Source organism: Marinobacter sp. C1S70 (genome assembly GCF_000475355.1).
GTDB lineage: Bacteria > Pseudomonadota > Gammaproteobacteria > Pseudomonadales > Oleiphilaceae > Marinobacter > Marinobacter nauticus.
In genome coordinates, this window is sequence record NZ_AXBW01000031.1 from 1 (window position 1) to 16,435 (window position 16,435).

The 16,435-nt window shown below is 49.9% G+C and carries 15 protein-coding genes and 2 pseudogenes; 4 read left to right on the forward strand and 13 right to left on the reverse strand.

Annotated features, from left to right (window positions below; translation table 11 throughout):
• The first annotated feature begins 99 nt into the window (after positions 1–99).
• The 4 genes from Q669_RS10880 (at position 100) to Q669_RS10895 (ending at position 2,406) form a co-directional block, all read left to right on the forward strand.
• Complete coding sequence (locus tag Q669_RS10880; RefSeq protein WP_022992232.1) at positions 100–543, forward strand: c-type cytochrome; 444 nt, start codon at positions 100–102, stop codon at positions 541–543.
• A gap of 273 nt (positions 544–816) precedes the next feature.
• Positions 817–1,116 carry a helix-turn-helix domain-containing protein gene (locus Q669_RS10885; protein WP_022992233.1) on the forward strand — a complete coding sequence of 100 codons (300 nt, stop codon included), beginning with the start codon at positions 817–819 and terminating at the stop codon, positions 1,114–1,116.
• Positions 1,113–1,430, forward strand: coding sequence for a HipA N-terminal domain-containing protein (locus Q669_RS10890; RefSeq protein ID WP_022992234.1), 318 nt, complete (start codon positions 1,113–1,115; stop codon positions 1,428–1,430). Before Q669_RS10885 ends, Q669_RS10890 begins: the two co-directional genes overlap by 4 nt.
• Positions 1,431–1,545: 115 nt before the next feature.
• A complete protein-coding gene (locus tag Q669_RS10895) occupies positions 1,546–2,406 on the forward strand; it encodes a type II toxin-antitoxin system HipA family toxin (RefSeq protein ID WP_022992235.1) in 861 nt (286 codons plus the stop codon).
• A 138-nt stretch (positions 2,407–2,544) separates the two neighbouring features.
• Here the strand turns inward: Q669_RS10895 and Q669_RS10900 are convergent, their stop codons facing one another.
• The 13 genes and pseudogenes from Q669_RS10900 to Q669_RS10955 form a co-directional block, all read right to left on the reverse strand.
• The gene (locus Q669_RS10900; RefSeq protein WP_227501092.1) at positions 2,545–2,985 is read right to left on the reverse strand and encodes a hypothetical protein; all 441 of its coding nucleotides are present in this window, start codon (positions 2,983–2,985) and stop codon (positions 2,545–2,547) included.
• 79 nt (positions 2,986–3,064) lie between these two features.
• Entirely contained in the window at positions 3,065–3,367 is a 303-nt protein-coding gene (locus Q669_RS10905; protein WP_022992237.1) for a DUF1778 domain-containing protein, read from the reverse strand.
• Between the two features lie 173 nt (positions 3,368–3,540).
• Positions 3,541–4,296 carry a hypothetical protein gene (locus Q669_RS10910; protein ID WP_022992238.1) on the reverse strand — a complete coding sequence of 252 codons (756 nt, stop codon included), beginning with the start codon at positions 4,294–4,296 and terminating at the stop codon, positions 3,541–3,543.
• Positions 4,297–4,327: 31 nt separating this feature from the next.
• On the reverse strand, positions 4,328–5,752 hold the full coding sequence (locus Q669_RS10915) for an oligosaccharide flippase family protein (protein ID WP_022992239.1): 1,425 nt from the start codon (positions 5,750–5,752) through the stop codon (positions 4,328–4,330).
• Between the two features lie 97 nt (positions 5,753–5,849).
• On the reverse strand, positions 5,850–6,977 hold the full coding sequence (gene wecB / locus Q669_RS10920; RefSeq protein ID WP_036149511.1) for a non-hydrolyzing UDP-N-acetylglucosamine 2-epimerase: 1,128 nt from the start codon (positions 6,975–6,977) through the stop codon (positions 5,850–5,852).
• A 14-nt stretch (positions 6,978–6,991) separates the two neighbouring features.
• A complete protein-coding gene (wecC, locus tag Q669_RS10925; protein ID WP_022992241.1) occupies positions 6,992–8,269 on the reverse strand; it encodes a UDP-N-acetyl-D-mannosamine dehydrogenase in 1,278 nt (425 codons plus the stop codon).
• 68 nt (positions 8,270–8,337) lie between these two features.
• A complete protein-coding gene (locus Q669_RS10930; protein WP_022992242.1) occupies positions 8,338–9,081 on the reverse strand; it encodes a WecB/TagA/CpsF family glycosyltransferase in 744 nt (247 codons plus the stop codon).
• Between the two features lie 7 nt (positions 9,082–9,088).
• Entirely contained in the window at positions 9,089–10,945 is a 1,857-nt protein-coding gene (asnB, locus tag Q669_RS10935; RefSeq protein ID WP_036149514.1) for an asparagine synthase (glutamine-hydrolyzing), read from the reverse strand.
• Positions 10,945–12,051, reverse strand: a complete 1,107-nt coding sequence (locus Q669_RS10940; protein ID WP_022992244.1) for a hypothetical protein — start codon at positions 12,049–12,051, stop codon at positions 10,945–10,947. The genes asnB and Q669_RS10940 overlap by 1 nt, the downstream gene beginning before the upstream one ends.
• Positions 12,048–12,224: pseudogene (locus tag Q669_RS20100) on the reverse strand (DapH/DapD/GlmU-related protein); the annotation flags it as partial. The gene Q669_RS10940 and the pseudogene Q669_RS20100, both read right to left, overlap by 4 nt.
• Positions 12,225–12,576: 352 nt before the next feature.
• On the reverse strand, positions 12,577–13,560 hold the full coding sequence (locus tag Q669_RS10945) for a glycosyltransferase family 4 protein (RefSeq protein WP_160170560.1): 984 nt from the start codon (positions 13,558–13,560) through the stop codon (positions 12,577–12,579).
• Between the two features lie 110 nt (positions 13,561–13,670).
• A complete protein-coding gene (locus Q669_RS10950) occupies positions 13,671–14,948 on the reverse strand; it encodes an O-antigen ligase family protein (RefSeq protein WP_022992246.1) in 1,278 nt (425 codons plus the stop codon).
• Between the two features lie 181 nt (positions 14,949–15,129).
• A pseudogene (locus tag Q669_RS10955) lies at positions 15,130–16,339 on the reverse strand (IS3 family transposase).
• Between the last annotated feature and the right edge of the window lie 96 nt (positions 16,340–16,435).

Sequence of the window (16,435 nt, forward strand, 5' to 3'; positions counted from 1 at the left end):
GCGCATCGCCCGGATTTCTCACAGCTCCAGGGCGGAACAGCGCCCGATCCGAGTTTTTTTGATCTTTGGCAAGATCAGTAGCGGGGCCCCGACTATTCTTTGGCCTTTCCGAAATACATACCCAACCTGGCCGCCCAACACCCGCTCTACCTGTTCAACCAGTTCGAGAAATTCCGCGACGGTACCCGTGAGGACTATGTGATGTCCAAGCTGGCGAAAACACTCTCATTGGAGGAGCGAATTAATATTGCGGTTTATTACAGCCAGCAAAAGGCGAAGTCCCGCACAGGCGGCGACCCGACCAAGGCAGAGGCTGGCGAGAAGTTGTTTGCTGCGCAATGCGCGGGTTGTCACGGTGAAAACGCGCAAGGTTTCCGAGATATGCCCCGCCTGGCTGGGCAGCCTGCCGAGTATCTCGGGATTGCGTTGAGGCGGTTCAAGGAGATGGACCCCACCAAGCACAGTACGCCGATGATTGGGGTGGCTGGGGTTTTGTCAGAGGGAGAGATTGAAGCTTTGGCGGAGTATTTGGCTGGGTGGTGATCAAATCAGCATCACTTATTGCAAACGCCGACTTCCTGGTAGAACGCCCTGACGTCATTGAAGAAGGTCGGGGTGTCCTGTGAAAAAACCTATATGCTCGATACCAATATCTGTTCTTTTATCATGCGAGAGCGCACCAAACCGCACAAAACCGCACAAAAACAACCCCAATGACATTATATTGACTGAGCCGGCGAATTTATTCAGTATAGTGAGCAATGAGCCTATAATCGAATACGACGCACAGTAAACTGAATCTGCAAGGGGCGGACAATGAAAACCAAGGCTGGCTTGCTCAACGCACTAAACGAAGAAATCAAAAGGCTTCAGATTCTTGCTGACAAAATCGAAGCTTCGGAAGAACCGGACCTTCGCCCCATCTCTGATCTGGCGACCGTGTTGCGGGTGCGCCGAGAGGGCCTGGACCTCAGTGTGATTGACGTTTCAGATCTGGCCGGACTCTCCCCAAACACCTATCGTGTGATGGAAACGGGTGCTGGGAATCCAACAATCACGACACTGACGGGGATTGGCAAAGTTTTGAACTTTGATGTGTGGCTGGAGCTGAAATGAAAGCACTTGTCAAAATGAATAGAATTGTCGCCGGGACGTTGAGAAGACAGGGCTCCAAAGTCACTTTTGAGTACGACAAGGACTACCTGACGCTCGGCCAGCCCGCTCTAAGTAAAAGCCTACCGTTGCGGCCAGAGCCGTATGAATCTGAAGGCTTACCCGCCTATTTCAGCGGTCTGGTGAGCGAAGGCTGGCTTAAACGGGTTCAATCGAGAGAGCAACGCATCGATTCTGACGACGACTTCGCTTTGCTTGTTCACAACGGAGGCGATCTACCAGGAGCCATAACCATTGAACTGCTTGATCTGTCTTAAATCGCTACCAGAGAAGGGAACGTCCGGCTACCACGGAAAATGCCTTGAGCGGCTTTTCGGAGACAAAGATGTTGATCTCAAGCTGCCTGAGAGCCGGAAAGATCTCGTGTCTGCGATGCCCAAGCAAACCAAAGGATTCTCCATCAGCGGCGTTCAAATGAAGTGCCAGATGGCGATCGAGGGCAAAAAACTCAAGCTCGTGGACAACAATGGGCAGTTCATCATGAAGCCCTCTCCTGAAGAGTATGCGAATGTCGCAGAGAATGAGCATGCCACCCTCACCCTGATGGACCGCATTGGCTTTGATGTCCCACCATGCGGACTTCTGAGGCTCCAGGATAACCATCTGGTGTTCATTATCCGCCGCTATGACCGGGACTTTGAAACGGGTGCCAAAGTGCATCAGGAAGACGCCATGCAGGCCCTGGGAATCACCAACGAAGACTCCTCGAACAAGTACACCTCCGCGAGCTATGAGGAGGTGCTGAAAATGGTCATCGAGGAAGCCGGTATGGCCGTGGCCATGGAGCTACTGCTCCGGCTGGTGTTCAGCTATGCGGTGGGCAATGATGATCATCACCTGAAGAATATCAGCTTTTACCATGACCCCATGTTCAGGCTGACGCCTTGCTACGATGTACTGGCCTCCAGCCTGTATAGCTCCCCGTCCGAGAACCCATTGGCTCTGCCCTTCTTTGCAGACAGAGAGGCGTTACCGAGCTATTACGGCGACATGGGAAATGGTTTCTATGCCGGGTCGGACTTTATTGAACTGGGCGTCAGAGCTGGCCTGCTGGAGCCCGCAGTGAGGAAGCGTGTCTCAGCGCTGCTGAAAAAAGTGGCCAAGCTCGCTCCCGCCGCGATTCATGACTCCTACATGCTTGATGAGATGAAAGAAAAGCATGTGAATCTTGTTCACCAGAGACTCACGTTTCTTGATGTGCTGGACTACAAGAGCGAACCCGCCGAATCATGAGGATCTTTTGAATGGCGGCGGCGCCGTTAAAGTGCCCTGCCTGCTGATCACCAATGACCAGGGTGAGAAGCAATGGATGTATGAACCTGGCGGTCAAGCTAGTGCCTGTCCAAGATAGTCCCAACATCAAACCTGCCCTCAAGATGGAGGATCAGTCAGCTGGCCAATTGTGCCCATAGGTAAGTAGAGAGATTGTAGCTCTCCGAATTGCCTTCCCATTGGCAGAAAACCGTACCGCTTAAAAAAGCGGTCACTTTCCTGGGTAAGCGGATCCGTTACAACCGCTATTCCCATGCCACTGTACTGAACAATCCGGTACGCCTCTTCCAGCGCTTCAAGAAGAATCGTTTCACCAAGCCGGCGCTCTGAGCTGTGAAGCCTGCTATCAACACCTAGCCACGCCAGCTTGATCACTGGAATGGGATAGGCAGGATACTGACTACGGGTTTCCTGATCTGGTAGCTCGTCACGCACCACGGTCGCACTGGTCAGAGTAAAATAGCCCAGGACCGGCGCCGGCAAGACATTGGCGGGCTCATCATCCACCAACACCCAGGTACGATTAATTTTCTTGTCCATCTGATTGCGTGCTTCGCGCCAAAGGAACTCATTTACCCGTTCCAACCCACAATCAAACGATTTCCTGTCATGGGACTTCTTATCTAATGGTTCTAACCTCAAGGTCACCGTTTTCTATCCTTTTGTTACGGCGACGTTTCGCGCTCAGCAAAGCCTCATTCGGTGCGGGAGCGGCCTCGCAGGCTACTACAAAAGCATCAAACGACTGACTATTCAGCCGATACACTTCGGCCTCCTCGATCACGCGAGCCGACTTCTCTCGGATTGCTTGAATGACAAACTCCGACAGACTGTGACTCCCGGTCAGAGCTGAAGCGCGCGCCGCCAATTCTTTGATCGCTGGATCAATTCTTAAATCCAGCCGCGCGCTTGTCTTTGACATGCGGTATCCCTCTTTCAACGGGCCGGCCGATCAACCAAGCCCTCTGTTTTAGTGTTTTCCGTTTTTGCTGTTTTACGGGCTGACAACTTAACATGCCAGATGTACGGAAAATAACCGTACAAAAACTATCGACCAATTAAACCTGAATGTCAAACGGTCAAGCTAGTGCCCGGTCAAGCTAGCGCCTGTCCAAGATAGTCCACTTTTGGGGATCTGGCTTGTGCCTGTCCATGATTAACCGTGTGCCTGTCCATGATTAACCGCCTTGCTAGCTCAAAAGCACTCTCAACGTATGCCGTAATCTGCACAGGGCGCACTTCATTAATAACATCTACAAAGTGGCGAAGATCCTGCTCAGACATCCGAAAGGTATTCAAAGGAACTTCGTTCCTCAAAAAACGGCCAACGCGAGCTTTTACAGTTTCACGCCCTACCAGCAAATCCCTCTCAGACCCCCAGAGAATGACTCTGGGTTCACCCGCTTTGTAACCTGTCCACACATCGAACAAAGCCTTACCGGCCATCCCATAAAGGTGATACTCACTGTCCTGAATAAAGCGCGCGGGCTCTCCAGTGCTCCCTCCGCTGGTATTGACATGCCAGTTTCGGCTGGCAAGGTCGTCTGATTTCAACGCCTCAAAGTGTTCCCGCAAAATCCTCTTGTCCAAGAGCGGCAAAGCTCCGAGAGCCGCAACGGGATCATTACGAATCTCGTTGTCATCAAAACCCGCACGCAAAAGACAGTCTCGGTAATAAGCAACATGTTGAAAGGCATGAAGTAAAATTCCGCACAACGATTCCAGATGCGCCCGCCCACTCTCACTGGCGGGTAAAAACTGCTTGCTCAACCATTCCTGACAGAGCTCTAACTGTGGGCGCCGCCCCGTCAGGCGCATCCACCCATTATAAAGACTTACTCTCGCGCCCATTTTTTCTCCAAACCTTACACGTTCTACCTGATTAACCCGGAAAACGGTGCTGCAAGCGCGCCCGAACACCCGCCACATTCAGGAGCCAACACGCAACTAACCCCACAACGGTTCCCGCAAGCAATCCACTCACTAACCCTGACCAAACACTGGTGAACTGGCCAGCTGCCAGCCAGGCAACACCACCAGAGAGCCCGCCAATCACCAACGCCCGCCCGATCATTGGACCCAGCGACGGCATGTCAAATACCCTTGAGCCCAACACTGCACTCAAAAGGGCCGATATAACAAAAGCCGCGAGTGTAGCCCAGGCGGCGCCAAGAATGCCAAAGCTCGGTATTAAAAGTATGTTTAAAACCAGATTGGACAAAGCCGCGACAGCGCCGGTAAGCACTAACCAGCGGCTGGCCACGCCTAACTGAAAGGCCAGATCGAAATGAAAGGCTTTGATACCCGCAATGGCGCCGGCAAACACCACCCAAGGGAAAATCGCCAAAGCGGCGCTTCTGAACTCAGCACCGATGACAATCTCCACCACCTGCGGTGCCAATGCAACGAAACCGCTTCCTCCAGCAATGGCTGCGACAAAAATCAGTTGGCCGTTCTCGCCGAGTTGCCTTCGAGCAGCGGGGGCCCCTCCGCGCTCCAAAGCTTTTACTGCAAGCGGAAAGGCAGCTGTATTGATAATGGTCAGTACCAGCATCAGAGTCTGGAAAGCCAGATCATATCCAGCGGCATAAACGCCAACCGACCGTTCATCCAACAGCCAGGCAATGAGCAGACGGTCAGACCCGGATACGACCCATGACAATGCAAAGGTGACCGTCAAAGGCAAGCCGTATCCCAACTGGCTTTTTAAAACATCATTCCCGGGCAACGAGGGCTTGACTCCCCGCCATGCAAACCACCCAAAAGCAATAAAAGAAAGTGCATGGGCAACGATAAGGCCCACTATCGGTGCTGACGCCCCCCATCCCAGCGCAGCAAGACTACCACCGACGACAATGGAGAGCGCCGCTTTCGTGCCAGAAAGCTTGCCATACAGAATCGGCTGAACCCCCGCCTGAGCCAAGGAAAGATTCAGCTCGAACCATGCCTGGGCCAGTAAAAGAATCACTGACAACAGAAGCAGGTACTGCCATAAAGGGTCTGGCCACACCATCGCCAGCAGAAGGCCCGCTCCGGTGACAGGCACAGCAACGCTCAAAAACAGCGCAAGCACGCCCCCCAGGTATTGCTCGCGGCAATGCCGGTTTGCCTGGTAAAAACGTGCAAGCACCAATCGCAACCACTGAAACAAGATAACATTGGCCAAACCTACGCCAACCACCACTAGCGCATAACGGCCGAATTCTTCCGGCGCCAGGAGGCGCGTAAACACTGCCAATGCGGCAAAATTGACCAACCCAGGCAAGCCGCGAGCAGTGAAATAGTAGAGTGTGTGCCGAAGGAGCATGGAAACCTTGAGCCCTAAAGAAAAAAAGCGCCTTGGTTAAGACGCTTTACATTCGAGTTGCGATTAGACAGTGAGATAGTATAACAGACCCCCCTGATCAATCATTGCCCCCACGAGCCAGGACTTCAAGAACACGCTCACAAGCCTGCCCGTCTCCATAGGGATTATGTGCGAGGCTCATTGCATCGTAAGCCGCCTGATCATCAAGCAATGACTTCAACCGGCCAACAATCTTTTCTACATCCGTACCCACCAGCTCTACCGTTCCTGCCTCTACTGCCTCCGGGCGCTCGGTGGTCTCCCGCATAACCAGTACCGGCTTACCAAGCGAAGGTGCCTCCTCCTGAATCCCACCGGAATCGGTGAGGATCAGATAGGACCGGCTCATCAAATACACAAACGGCAGATAATCCAGCGGTTCAATCAAATGGATGTTATTCAGTCCACGCAGCAACCGGTTAACCGGCTCCCTTACATTGGGGTTGAGGTGCACCGGGTAAACGATGTCCACGTCAGGAAAAGCCTCTGCGGTGCGGCGCAGCGCCTCGCAAATGCGCTCAAAACCACCCCCAAAGCTCTCCCGGCGATGACCCGTGACCAAAACCAACCTGCGCTCAGGGTTCAGAAATGGAAACTGCGCGGCCAATGAGCCACACAACGCCTTGTCTTCATCGAATCTGCGCACAATCTGAAACAAAGCATCGATTACCGTATTGCCCGTAACGTGAATACTGCTCTGTTCCACGCCTTCAGCCAGAAGATTTGCCGCCGCTCCCTGGGTGGGTGCAAAATGCAAATGTGCTAGCGCCCCCGTGAGCTTGCGGTTCGCTTCCTCCGGCCACGGTGAGTACAGGTTGCCTGTACGCAAGCCCGCCTCTACATGGCCCACCGGAATCTGTTGATAATAAGCCGCCAGGGTAACCGCAAAGGTGGTGGCAGTATCGCCGTGTACCAACACGATATCCGGCCGGGTTTCCGCAAGCACATCTCGCATTTGCTGCATAATGGCCGTGGTGACATCGGTAAGGTCCTGGCCAGGTTTCATAATATTCAGATCAAAATCTGGCTTGAGCGAAAACAGAGAGAGAACCTGATCGAGCATCTCCCTGTGCTGGCCGGTAACACACAAAACAGACTCAAATCGCTCGTCCGCCTGCAGGGCCAGTACCAGGGGCGCCATTTTGATTGCTTCCGGGCGGGTTCCAAATACCGTTAATACTCTCAAAACACTCTCCCTACTCAAGCCCTTCCGCTTGCGACAACATCGATGACCAAACCTTCCGGTTTGGAAGAAAAATCCAGACCGCGGAATTGTTTATGCCCCACCAACACCACACAGATATCCGCTTTGGCAATGGCGTGCTCTGCCTCTAACAAGGCGCACCCCGATAACGACTCGGGCGCCTCTTTGATATTGGGTTCCACCAAAAGCAGCCGACCTGCTAACTCTGCCTTCAACTGCTGCGCAATAGCCAGAGAGGGACTTTCCCGCAAATCGTCAATATCTGGCTTGAATGCCAACCCGAAGAGCGCGACGGAAACGTCCTTCGCCGTGTGGCCGGAGTTAGCCACCAAAAACTGGCCAACCGCTTCCTTCACCTTATTAATCACCCACTGCGGCTTGCCATCATTCACTTCCCGGGCTGTGCGGATCAACCTGGCCTGCTCTGGCGTCTCACTCACAATAAACCAGGGGTCCACGGCAATACAGTGGCCGCCAACGCCCGGGCCCGGTTTCAGAATATTTACTCGCGGATGCCGATTTGCCAGCTCAATCAACTCCCACACATCAATCTCAAGCTTATCGCAGATCAGTGACAGCTCATTGGCAAAGGCAATATTCACATCCCGGAAGCTATTCTCGGTCAGCTTGGCCATTTCTGCGGTTCGGGCGGTCGTCTTCACGCACTCGCCCTCCACGAACAAACTGTAGAGCTCCGCAGCCGCTTCTGAGCATTTCGGTGTCATGCCACCGATCACGCGATCGTTGGACACCAGCTCACGGATAACATGGCCTGGCAATACCCGTTCGGGGCAATGGGCAATACGGATATCCGACGTCTCACCACCCGTTTGCGGAAACACCAGATCGGGTCGCGCCTCTGCCAGCCACTCCGCCATGCGCTCCGTGGCACCCACGGGAGAGGTAGACTCCAGAATAACCAGATTACCCTTCTCTAGCACAGGAGCTATCGCCCTGGCTGCAGACTCTATATATTTCAGATCGGGAACGTGCTCTTTACCATCCCCTGCCTTGAACGGCGTAGGAACCGCAACCAGAAAGGCATCCGCCGGCTCCGGATTCAAGGTAGCTCTCAGGTAGCCCTCCTTCACGGCGGCATGAACAATCATGTCCAGATCGGGCTCTACAATATGGATATCCCCACGATTGATGGTATCCACAACCTTTGGACTCACATCCAGGCCAATGACCTCACACCGCCGGGACGCAATCACCGCCGCCGTGGGCAAACCAATATAGCCAAGACCAACCACGGAAATCCGGTTGAACGCCATTCAGACAGACTCCTTAAAAACGAAGAAAAAGACAGAATACAAAGAAAGGACAAAAAACAGTGCGCTATTCAGGCCTTGCGCTTGAACCTGAGCTTTTCACGCAGCAACAACCATGCAAACACTGAATTGGTGACCAGGTAGCGCTTCCACATACGCCCAGGCTCTTGCAGAACACGGTAAAACCATTCCAACCCGCCTTTCTGCATCCACACAGGGGCCCGCTTAACCTTGCCAGCCACCACATCAAAGGTGCCGCCAACACCCATAACAAAGGTAACGCCTAGCCGGTCTCGCCATTTATTGATGAAGTTCTCTTTCTTGGGCGAGGTAATGGCCACGAAAAGAAGCTGTGCTCCGGAAGCACGAATGCGCTCGACCATCGCCTCTTCATCATCCCAGAAATACCCGTGGTGGTAGCCGGCCAGCTTGAGCTCAGGATATCGCTGCTGGACACGGCGTGCCGTCTCGGACACTACTTCATCCTTTGCTCCCAATAAAAACACCGAGTAACCCTTCTGCGCACTCATCGCGAGCAATTCATGGAAGAGATCAACACCGGCAACACGCTCGGGAACTTCGTGTCCCAACATACGAGCGCCCAAAACCACACCCATTCCATCAATATTGATGATGTCGCATTCTCGCACGGAGGCATCAAGTTCCGGATCTTTGCGCATATTCACGAGTTTGGCCACGTTTACGACGACGTGCTGAGTGAAGCGCTCGTTCGCCAAAGCCTCTTCAACGGCACCCACTGTTTCGTCCATGGTTCCCACGTTCATCGTGCAGCCCAAAAATTCAATTCTATCCATAACACAATCACCCAGAATTCCAACTATGCTCATGACGCCACAGTGAGAGCATCATCAGCGCAAATATCTGTCTACTACGATCAGGCTTACCAGCCAAGTGTTGTCGCCAGAGCTTCTCAACAGCGTTCCTAGACAGTAACCCATCCAAGCCGTCAAGCAACAAAGGTTCAAGCCAACTCCGCCACTCATTACGTGACCAGGATCCGAACGGGACTTGAAACCCCTTCTTACGCCGATGAACAATCTCTGACGGCAAATATCTTTCAGCCATGGCTTTATGCACGACTTTCCCATTCCTCCATTGCACTCGATACTCGATTGGGAGAGACTCGACAAATCTGACAAGCTCGATATCGAGCATCGGAACTCTCGCTTCGAGCGAAGTCGCCATGGATATCTTGTCTCCGTACAAAAGTAAGTCGTCAGCTAGATTCATTCGAGAGTCAATGCGCATCATGCGTTCGGCGCCACTCAAATCATCGACCGGAGCAAGCCAGTCCAGCCAGCCACTCAGCGATTTAGAAATGCCCAGATCATCATTTGACCCAGTTAGCATTCTCCGCTCGACGGAGTCGAATAAGCACGAAGCTTCAATAATCTGACCTAGCGGCTCTTTTTGGGAAAGTGACCGCAATCCTCTTTCCATTGACTCAGGCTTGCCATGCCAAAACTTTGCAAGCATTTGGCCAACTTGCCATAACAGAGGAAATGGTAGAGCTTTTCTCAGTAGCTCAACCTGGTAGCGGTAATACCCGCCCCATGGTTCGTCTGTCCCTTGCCCGCTCAGTACAACTTTTACTTCTTCTCGCGCTCGCATTACGAGCTTCCACATTGGCAAAACCGATGTGGTTCCAAGCGGCTCCTCGATAGCCCGAACGATGCTAGGAAGACTAGATTTTAGTTCCTCAGGCGTAATTTCGACCTTACTCAGTGACAGCCCCAAAGTCCTCGCGGTGTGCTCAGCATCCTCTATTTCACATTCAGAGTGTCCGCCTCCAAAGCCAACAGTAAAACAAGGAACGTCTATGCCAGTGTCTTTTGCCATAGCGGCTACGAGGGCCGAATCTATCCCACCCGAAAGCAGTACACCCACTGGAACATCTGACAGTAGCTGACGTCTTACAGCAGAACCGAGTTTGTCCTGATACAAATCAACAGCATCTTGGACCGAACCGTCAAAGCGATCAGCTGAAGGGCGAGTGTAATGGGAATTAACCGTAGCACCTGTCCCAATATCAAATGTCATTATGGTGCCGGGAGGTAGCCGCTTCACGTTCTGCCAAAGCGTATCAGGCGAGGGGGTGTATCTGAACATCAGAAATTTTTGAAGCGCTATCTCATCAATACTCTCAGCAGGGAGCTTAGCATGCTTGAGAACGACGTTAATGGCCCGGATCTCAGAGGAAAAAACTACACCATTAGAAGCCAAATTATAATACAACGGCTTTACACCAAAAGGATCTCTAGCCAAATATAATTTACCTGCTTGGGTATCTAAAGCAGCAAACGCAAACATTCCATTAAGCAGCGGTAGAGTTTTTTCTATGCCCTTCTCGGCGACCAATTCTACAAGAGTTTCCGTGTCGGAGTGGCCACGGAATGGGCCCTTGAGCTCCTTCCTTAGGTCTAGGTGGTTATATATTTCGCCGTTAAAGGTAACCCACCACCGACCATCACGACTTCGCATAGGTTGGTGACCGGCCACTGAAAGATCCAATATCGATAGACGGGTATGCCCAAGCCAAATAGCCCTATCTCGGCACCGCACCAACTCTAACCCATGACCATCCGGTCCTCGATGCCGCAAATGAGACAGCATTTCCGAATCTAAAGAAAAACCAACAGTGCCCAGTATTCCGCACATTACCAATACTCCCCAACCGCGTTTACAAGCCTATGGCGATGATATTTGAAGGGAGCAATCCCCCAACGTAGAAAATCCTTGCCCCAACGCCGACCAAATATATCTATGCGACAATACCAACTACTGTTTTTCTTAAACCGATTCTCAACGTTCTCACAAAAAGATCGGGCCTCTTCGTAAAGCTGAAAGTCTATAAGCAATCCCAAATATTCTGCTTGATCGTACAAATCCCATCGAAAAGGGTCTTTGTGGGAGCGCTGCGAAAACCTTAAACATAGTCCGGAACTGGAGTCATATAGATTTTGGCGGATGTAACGCCAGCCTTTCTCTACCGCCGGCGTAATTGTTCCGGCAATCTCAGGGAGCTCTCTCTGAACTTTAAGAAGATTTTTAATTACAAAACAAGAATGAAAACAATCAATAAAGTTCCCAGGCTGTTTGTCTGCATAATAATACCAACTTCCGTCCTTTTGTTGCTGAGAAATAATCCAATTAATAATCTTATAGGCATTCTTCTTCGCTTGGTTCCGATTTCCAACAGTCCCGTATTTCGCGTGCAACGAGAACGCAAATGCAGCGTAACTGTTAGCATTAATAACAATCCTCGGCTCATCAGTTGTAGAATACGACAACGCCAGACGTTCGTCCTCGGAAGCCATCACTCTCAGATTGTTAAGAAACAACCAAGTCTGATTGAAAGCCACCATGGCCGATTCTTGGTGTCCGGGGGAACGAGATATATCTAACAAGGCCTCCATCACATAAGGTGTATTGGTTATATAGGCTAGCCGCTCGGAATAGATACCATTTTTAGAAAACCAAGAAAATGGGAGCCCCCAACCTCCACCTGAAGTCACTGAGTCATGAAAACAGTGAAGCGCGTTAGAAATCGACTGCTCGCCGTAGAGATAACGCATGGCTTCAACGTGAGCAAATTCTTTAGGCCTAATGCCTAGCAGTTTTCGGAGTATTATGGGAGCCCCTATCTCCGCCATTCCAATTAAGGGTACAAAAATAACACCTGCCTTCCCACGTTGCGTCCAGCTATTTTTCAATTTCCCCAAAGTAGGTAGAGCCCATATATCATATGGGTCATAGCTTTTCATGAAACCACCTTTCTAAATCGTATAACTTTAGCTGGAACTCCTACCGCAACGCTCCAGTCTGGCAAATCTTTCGTTACGACTGATCCGGCCCCCACGATAACACCATTGCCTATAGAAACTCCTGGCATAATAATAACATTCTGCCCAATCCAAACGTCGTTACCAACATTAGTTAAATTGCGAGAAGAGCTACCCTGCATTGACATTGGCATGTTCACATCTGAAAAATTATGTTGACGATCCAACATCACTACACCGGGAGCAATCATCACGTCATTTCCAATACAGACTGTTTTCAACATGGTATTCTGATTAATCTGGCAACGCTCACCAATCTGCAAGCGGGGCCGAAAGCCAACATCAATACCTGGCTCTAATTCACATCCACGACCAACCTTACAGCCCATGCCAATAAGTGCAAAACGTCGAATAGCACTGAATATCCAACCAGCCGGCCAAAAACTATGCGGCAATCTCATAGCAACCATACGATAAAAGATCAGGAAGATTATCGATAATAATCTTTTACAAATTTTCATCTTCGAAAGCCTCCATAATCTTATTTACTTCAGTAGCAACATTCATTGCCGAGAAACTTTTCAGCACCCATCTCTTACCACATACCCCGTATGACTTTCGGATTTTGTAAGACTTTAAACGCTGAATACATTCCGCCAAGGCGGGCGGAGAGTACTCAGTTGCCAGAAGGCCGCATTTGTTATCAAGGATAATGTCCGATACTGGCCCCCAATCGTAAGCAACCACGGGCAAGCCGTTGGCAAGAGCCTCCAAGAACCCCATACCGAATGAGTCATACCGTGTCGGCAATGCGAAAATATCGCATTGATCAAAAAGCTCCTGCTTGTTTTCGCCTGACACCCACCCACAAAACCTTACCCGTTCATTTAACTCTAAGGAATCCACGAGATCTCTGAGACTTGCCTCAGCGGACCCTGTACCCGCTATTACAAGACGAAAATCATTAGGTAAAAGAGACATCGCCTTTATAACATCATTGACACCTTTTCCTGCCTCCAATCTAGACAACGTCAGGATGGTCACGGGCGCATCATTTTCACAATAGGCTCTGGGCTTAAGTGCAATATCTTCCCAAGAAACAGGCAGCGGGTTTGGAATCACAAATATAGGTTTCACTATTCCCGCCGTTTGAAGATAGGACCTCCACCACGGTGTGAGGACGCAAACAACATCCGCCGGTGCAATAAAATAGGAAAAAAATCTTCTGGATTTCGACGATGACAGATAGGAATTTACTTCAAAGCCGTGCAACTGGAACACAACTTTAGCACCCATAAAACGACTTAAGCAGCCCAAAAAATATTTTCTCGCCATCGACATAATGCCACCACCGACATGACAAACAACTATTATTAGCCGCCCATTCCGACGAGCCGAAAAAATACTGATCAATAACAGTCTGATCGATGCCACAAAAGGAAGAAATTTCCCGACAAAACGTCCCGACCGATGGGTAACGATGTACGACACATCAGCTCCAGCTATTTGATATGCCCTCATGTGCCCAGGTACCGAGAAGGAAACACCACCAGCTTGGGTGCGTGGATCCGTACCAAGAACTAGAATAAGCGGGCTAATCCTCATACTTCGTTCGCCAACTTCTTTACGTTCAACTCCTTCATATGAGAGAGCGCCAAAATACCAGCCATTAAAGTGGAAGGAATGGGACTAATAAGAGTATGCCCTACGAATACGGAATACATAACAAATAGAAATATTGAACTTGCAATCAAAACATGTGTGCCTGCGTTCATATTCAAAAACGAACGCCAGATATTGATAGCCATGTGATAAATTGGGTAAAAATATAGAGCCAACAAAAAAGCTATTCCATGGCCACCCATTATGTCGAACGGATCCGACTCTACAAATCTTCGAACACTAGTTCCACCAAAATAATAACTCACACCTCGATGGAAACTATCAAAGCCTTCTCCAAAAATATTCAACAACAATCCTCGTTGAGAAAGATACGCCCAAGCCGCGGAGACAAGCTGGGCCCGTGAAAACTCCCCTTCTAACAACGCCTCTATCTTTTTTGCTTGGTAGTCGTGAGAGAGAAATATTTCAAGGACCTGAAAAAACAAAGCAATCGCAAATACTGAGAACCCAAAGAACAGGAAAACCTTACTAGGTGTGAGCTTCGTGAACCCACTACTGCCACCCATAATGAAAGCAGAAAACATTACGCAGAATACTACGACCGGAATAAAGAGCGCAGAATTTGTACCAATGTTAATACATGCAATAAAACTCAGCAGGAGAAGAAAACATCTAAGAACAGAAAACTTCAAAAACAAAAGACGATAGGCTGCAATCAATAGGGAGAGCCCTAACGCTAAGCTTAGATCGTTTTGGGCATAGAAAACCCCCACATTGCCATACGCATAATCACCATATGTATCACGACTTAGACCAAAGGTTTGAGATAAAACAAGCGAAACACCCAAAAAATACCCACTGTACTCAATGTGCTTGAGCACATCATCAGAAAAAACATTTACTAATTTGAAAAATATAAAGAATGCCGCCGCGACAAGAGGAAAATAGAAAAGCTTTGTGAAAATAAAGAAATCGTATTTTGGATTATCGCCATAAACTAATCCTGAAAAAAGACCCGGTAAAGAAAACAAAAACAACACCAGAAGCCAAATTGCAATACCGACATTTAGATATTTAAAATAAAGAATTACATAGGTTAGGCAAATAAAAAAAAGACCGCCACGGAATAGAACACCAGGGGTCAAAGGCAAACCGATTCCATAATATACAAAAAGGCCGTAAAGAATATCCGAAAAGAACATAAACGGAAGACAAAAAAACAACACAAGCTCTTTATAGCTAACAACAAGCTTCATAAACCTTCCGAATATTCATTGTTTAAGAGATTGTAAAACCGATCCTGAGGGCGGACTTTAAATATTAAAAATAATACCATGCCTAACCCATCATATGTTGACAGTCTAAGAATGGAGCAGAAAAAATCGAAGATTTCCCTTAAATGAAAAAGTAGCTGCCCGCCTTCGACCGGACACCACCTCATTCATTTGGTGGCAGTCTTTCCCAGTGATGCCTGGTCGATTCGATTTCCATCCGTCTATGCGAGGGGCTGCGATCATATCCATTCTGACACGCAGGCCATAACAGATATAGCATCAAGAAGATCGCTAAGGTACAGATAGTCCCGACTTAACATCTTCACGAAGGCCTCAGCCATGCTGTTGCTCCTACGGCTACTGATTGGTGTAGTACACAACACAAAACCAAAAGAGCACGCAAAGCCTCGGGCATCTGTGGAAATTGAACAGCTAGCCATTATCCGTCAGCTTTTCCAGCGGATGAGGTACCCGTTCCGAATGGCCGAAGGAGTATTTCACACTTTCCAGCAATAAGTCCTGAACCATCCCAACAGTAATTTCATCTGTAGTGGCTAAATAACGCATCCGTGCGCGCTCACAACAGTGTGGCCTGAAGGCCACGCGAACCATTTCGACATTCCAGCAGCGGATCTCAAAGTCATGAGAGCACCAGCGAAGGTCCGTCTGCAACGTGATCACTTAGCTCTTGAGACAGTGCTCCTGGCACCGCCCCGTATAACGGAGTACCAGCAAGCTATCCTGGCTCATCAGTCTATACACACGCTGGTGCTTCATTCGCTCATCGTTGGCTGGCAGCACACAATTCAGCCGTGCGGTGATCCTTCGATAGCCATTGGAAGCACGGGAGTCGCAGATATCTCGGACAACCGTAAGATGCTGATTATCGTCCTCTTTGAGGTATCTCGGATTTAGGCCCTTGTGGCGACCATGAAGTCTATCCTCAAGGTTGGAGCGGGATACCCTTCAGATCTCTGCAACCCGCCTCAGGGGGTATCGTCCAGTGGAAGCAAGGACATGCGCAAGATCAACCTTTCCGACTGAGCGGCCTCCGGGGTTTCCCGAAGTAATTCAGCATCCATAGTCTTGCGGCCCAACAACCGATCCAGCTCCCGAAGCTTTTTGTTCGGGGCTTTCACCTCGGATGCATTTACAACCTTATCACCAGGCTCAATCCCGAAAATCCCAAAGCCTTTCAACAGGTACTTCCATCGGAACAACAGAATTCGAGATGCACCACGTCACTGGACTACAAGCGGTACTGAGGCACCCGACTGATCAGAATTCGCGGCCTCGAATACCTTCTCGTGTGCGGAATACCGGCGACCATGCTAAAACCCAGTTTTGACTTCGATTCTCCCTACCGGGGACACCCCTTTGTCCCAAGTTTATACCAAGACCTTTGCTTCCACCCAAGTGTCCGGTTTAAGTAGGCACTACCAAAGCACAAGCAGATCCAACCTTAGTGA

What these genes read in the sequence shown, in the direction of transcription:
- wecC (WP_022992241.1), bottom strand. Translation starts at nt 8,269, where the DNA reads ATGGCGTTCAACCGGATTTCCGTGGTTGGTCTTGGCTATATTGGTTTG.
- Q669_RS10950 (WP_022992246.1), bottom strand. Translation starts at nt 14,948, where the DNA reads ATGAAGCTTGTTGTTAGCTATAAAGAGCTTGTGTTGTTTTTTTGTCTT.
- Q669_RS10905 (WP_022992237.1), bottom strand. Translation starts at nt 3,367, where the DNA reads ATGTCAAAGACAAGCGCGCGGCTGGATTTAAGAATTGATCCAGCGATC.
- Q669_RS10885 (WP_022992233.1), top strand. Translation starts at nt 817, where the DNA reads ATGAAAACCAAGGCTGGCTTGCTCAACGCACTAAACGAAGAAATCAAA.
- Q669_RS10910 (WP_022992238.1), bottom strand. Translation starts at nt 4,296, where the DNA reads ATGGGCGCGAGAGTAAGTCTTTATAATGGGTGGATGCGCCTGACGGGG.
- Q669_RS10915 (WP_022992239.1), bottom strand. Translation starts at nt 5,752, where the DNA reads ATGCTCCTTCGGCACACACTCTACTATTTCACTGCTCGCGGCTTGCCT.
- Q669_RS10895 (WP_022992235.1), top strand. Translation starts at nt 1,546, where the DNA reads ATGCCCAAGCAAACCAAAGGATTCTCCATCAGCGGCGTTCAAATGAAG.
- Q669_RS10930 (WP_022992242.1), bottom strand. Translation starts at nt 9,081, where the DNA reads ATGGATAGAATTGAATTTTTGGGCTGCACGATGAACGTGGGAACCATG.
- Q669_RS10900 (WP_227501092.1), bottom strand. Translation starts at nt 2,985, where the DNA reads ATGGACAAGAAAATTAATCGTACCTGGGTGTTGGTGGATGATGAGCCC.
- asnB (WP_036149514.1), bottom strand. Translation starts at nt 10,945, where the DNA reads ATGTGCGGAATACTGGGCACTGTTGGTTTTTCTTTAGATTCGGAAATG.
- Q669_RS10940 (WP_022992244.1), bottom strand. Translation starts at nt 12,051, where the DNA reads ATGAAAAGCTATGACCCATATGATATATGGGCTCTACCTACTTTGGGG.
- Q669_RS10890 (WP_022992234.1), top strand. Translation starts at nt 1,113, where the DNA reads ATGAAAGCACTTGTCAAAATGAATAGAATTGTCGCCGGGACGTTGAGA.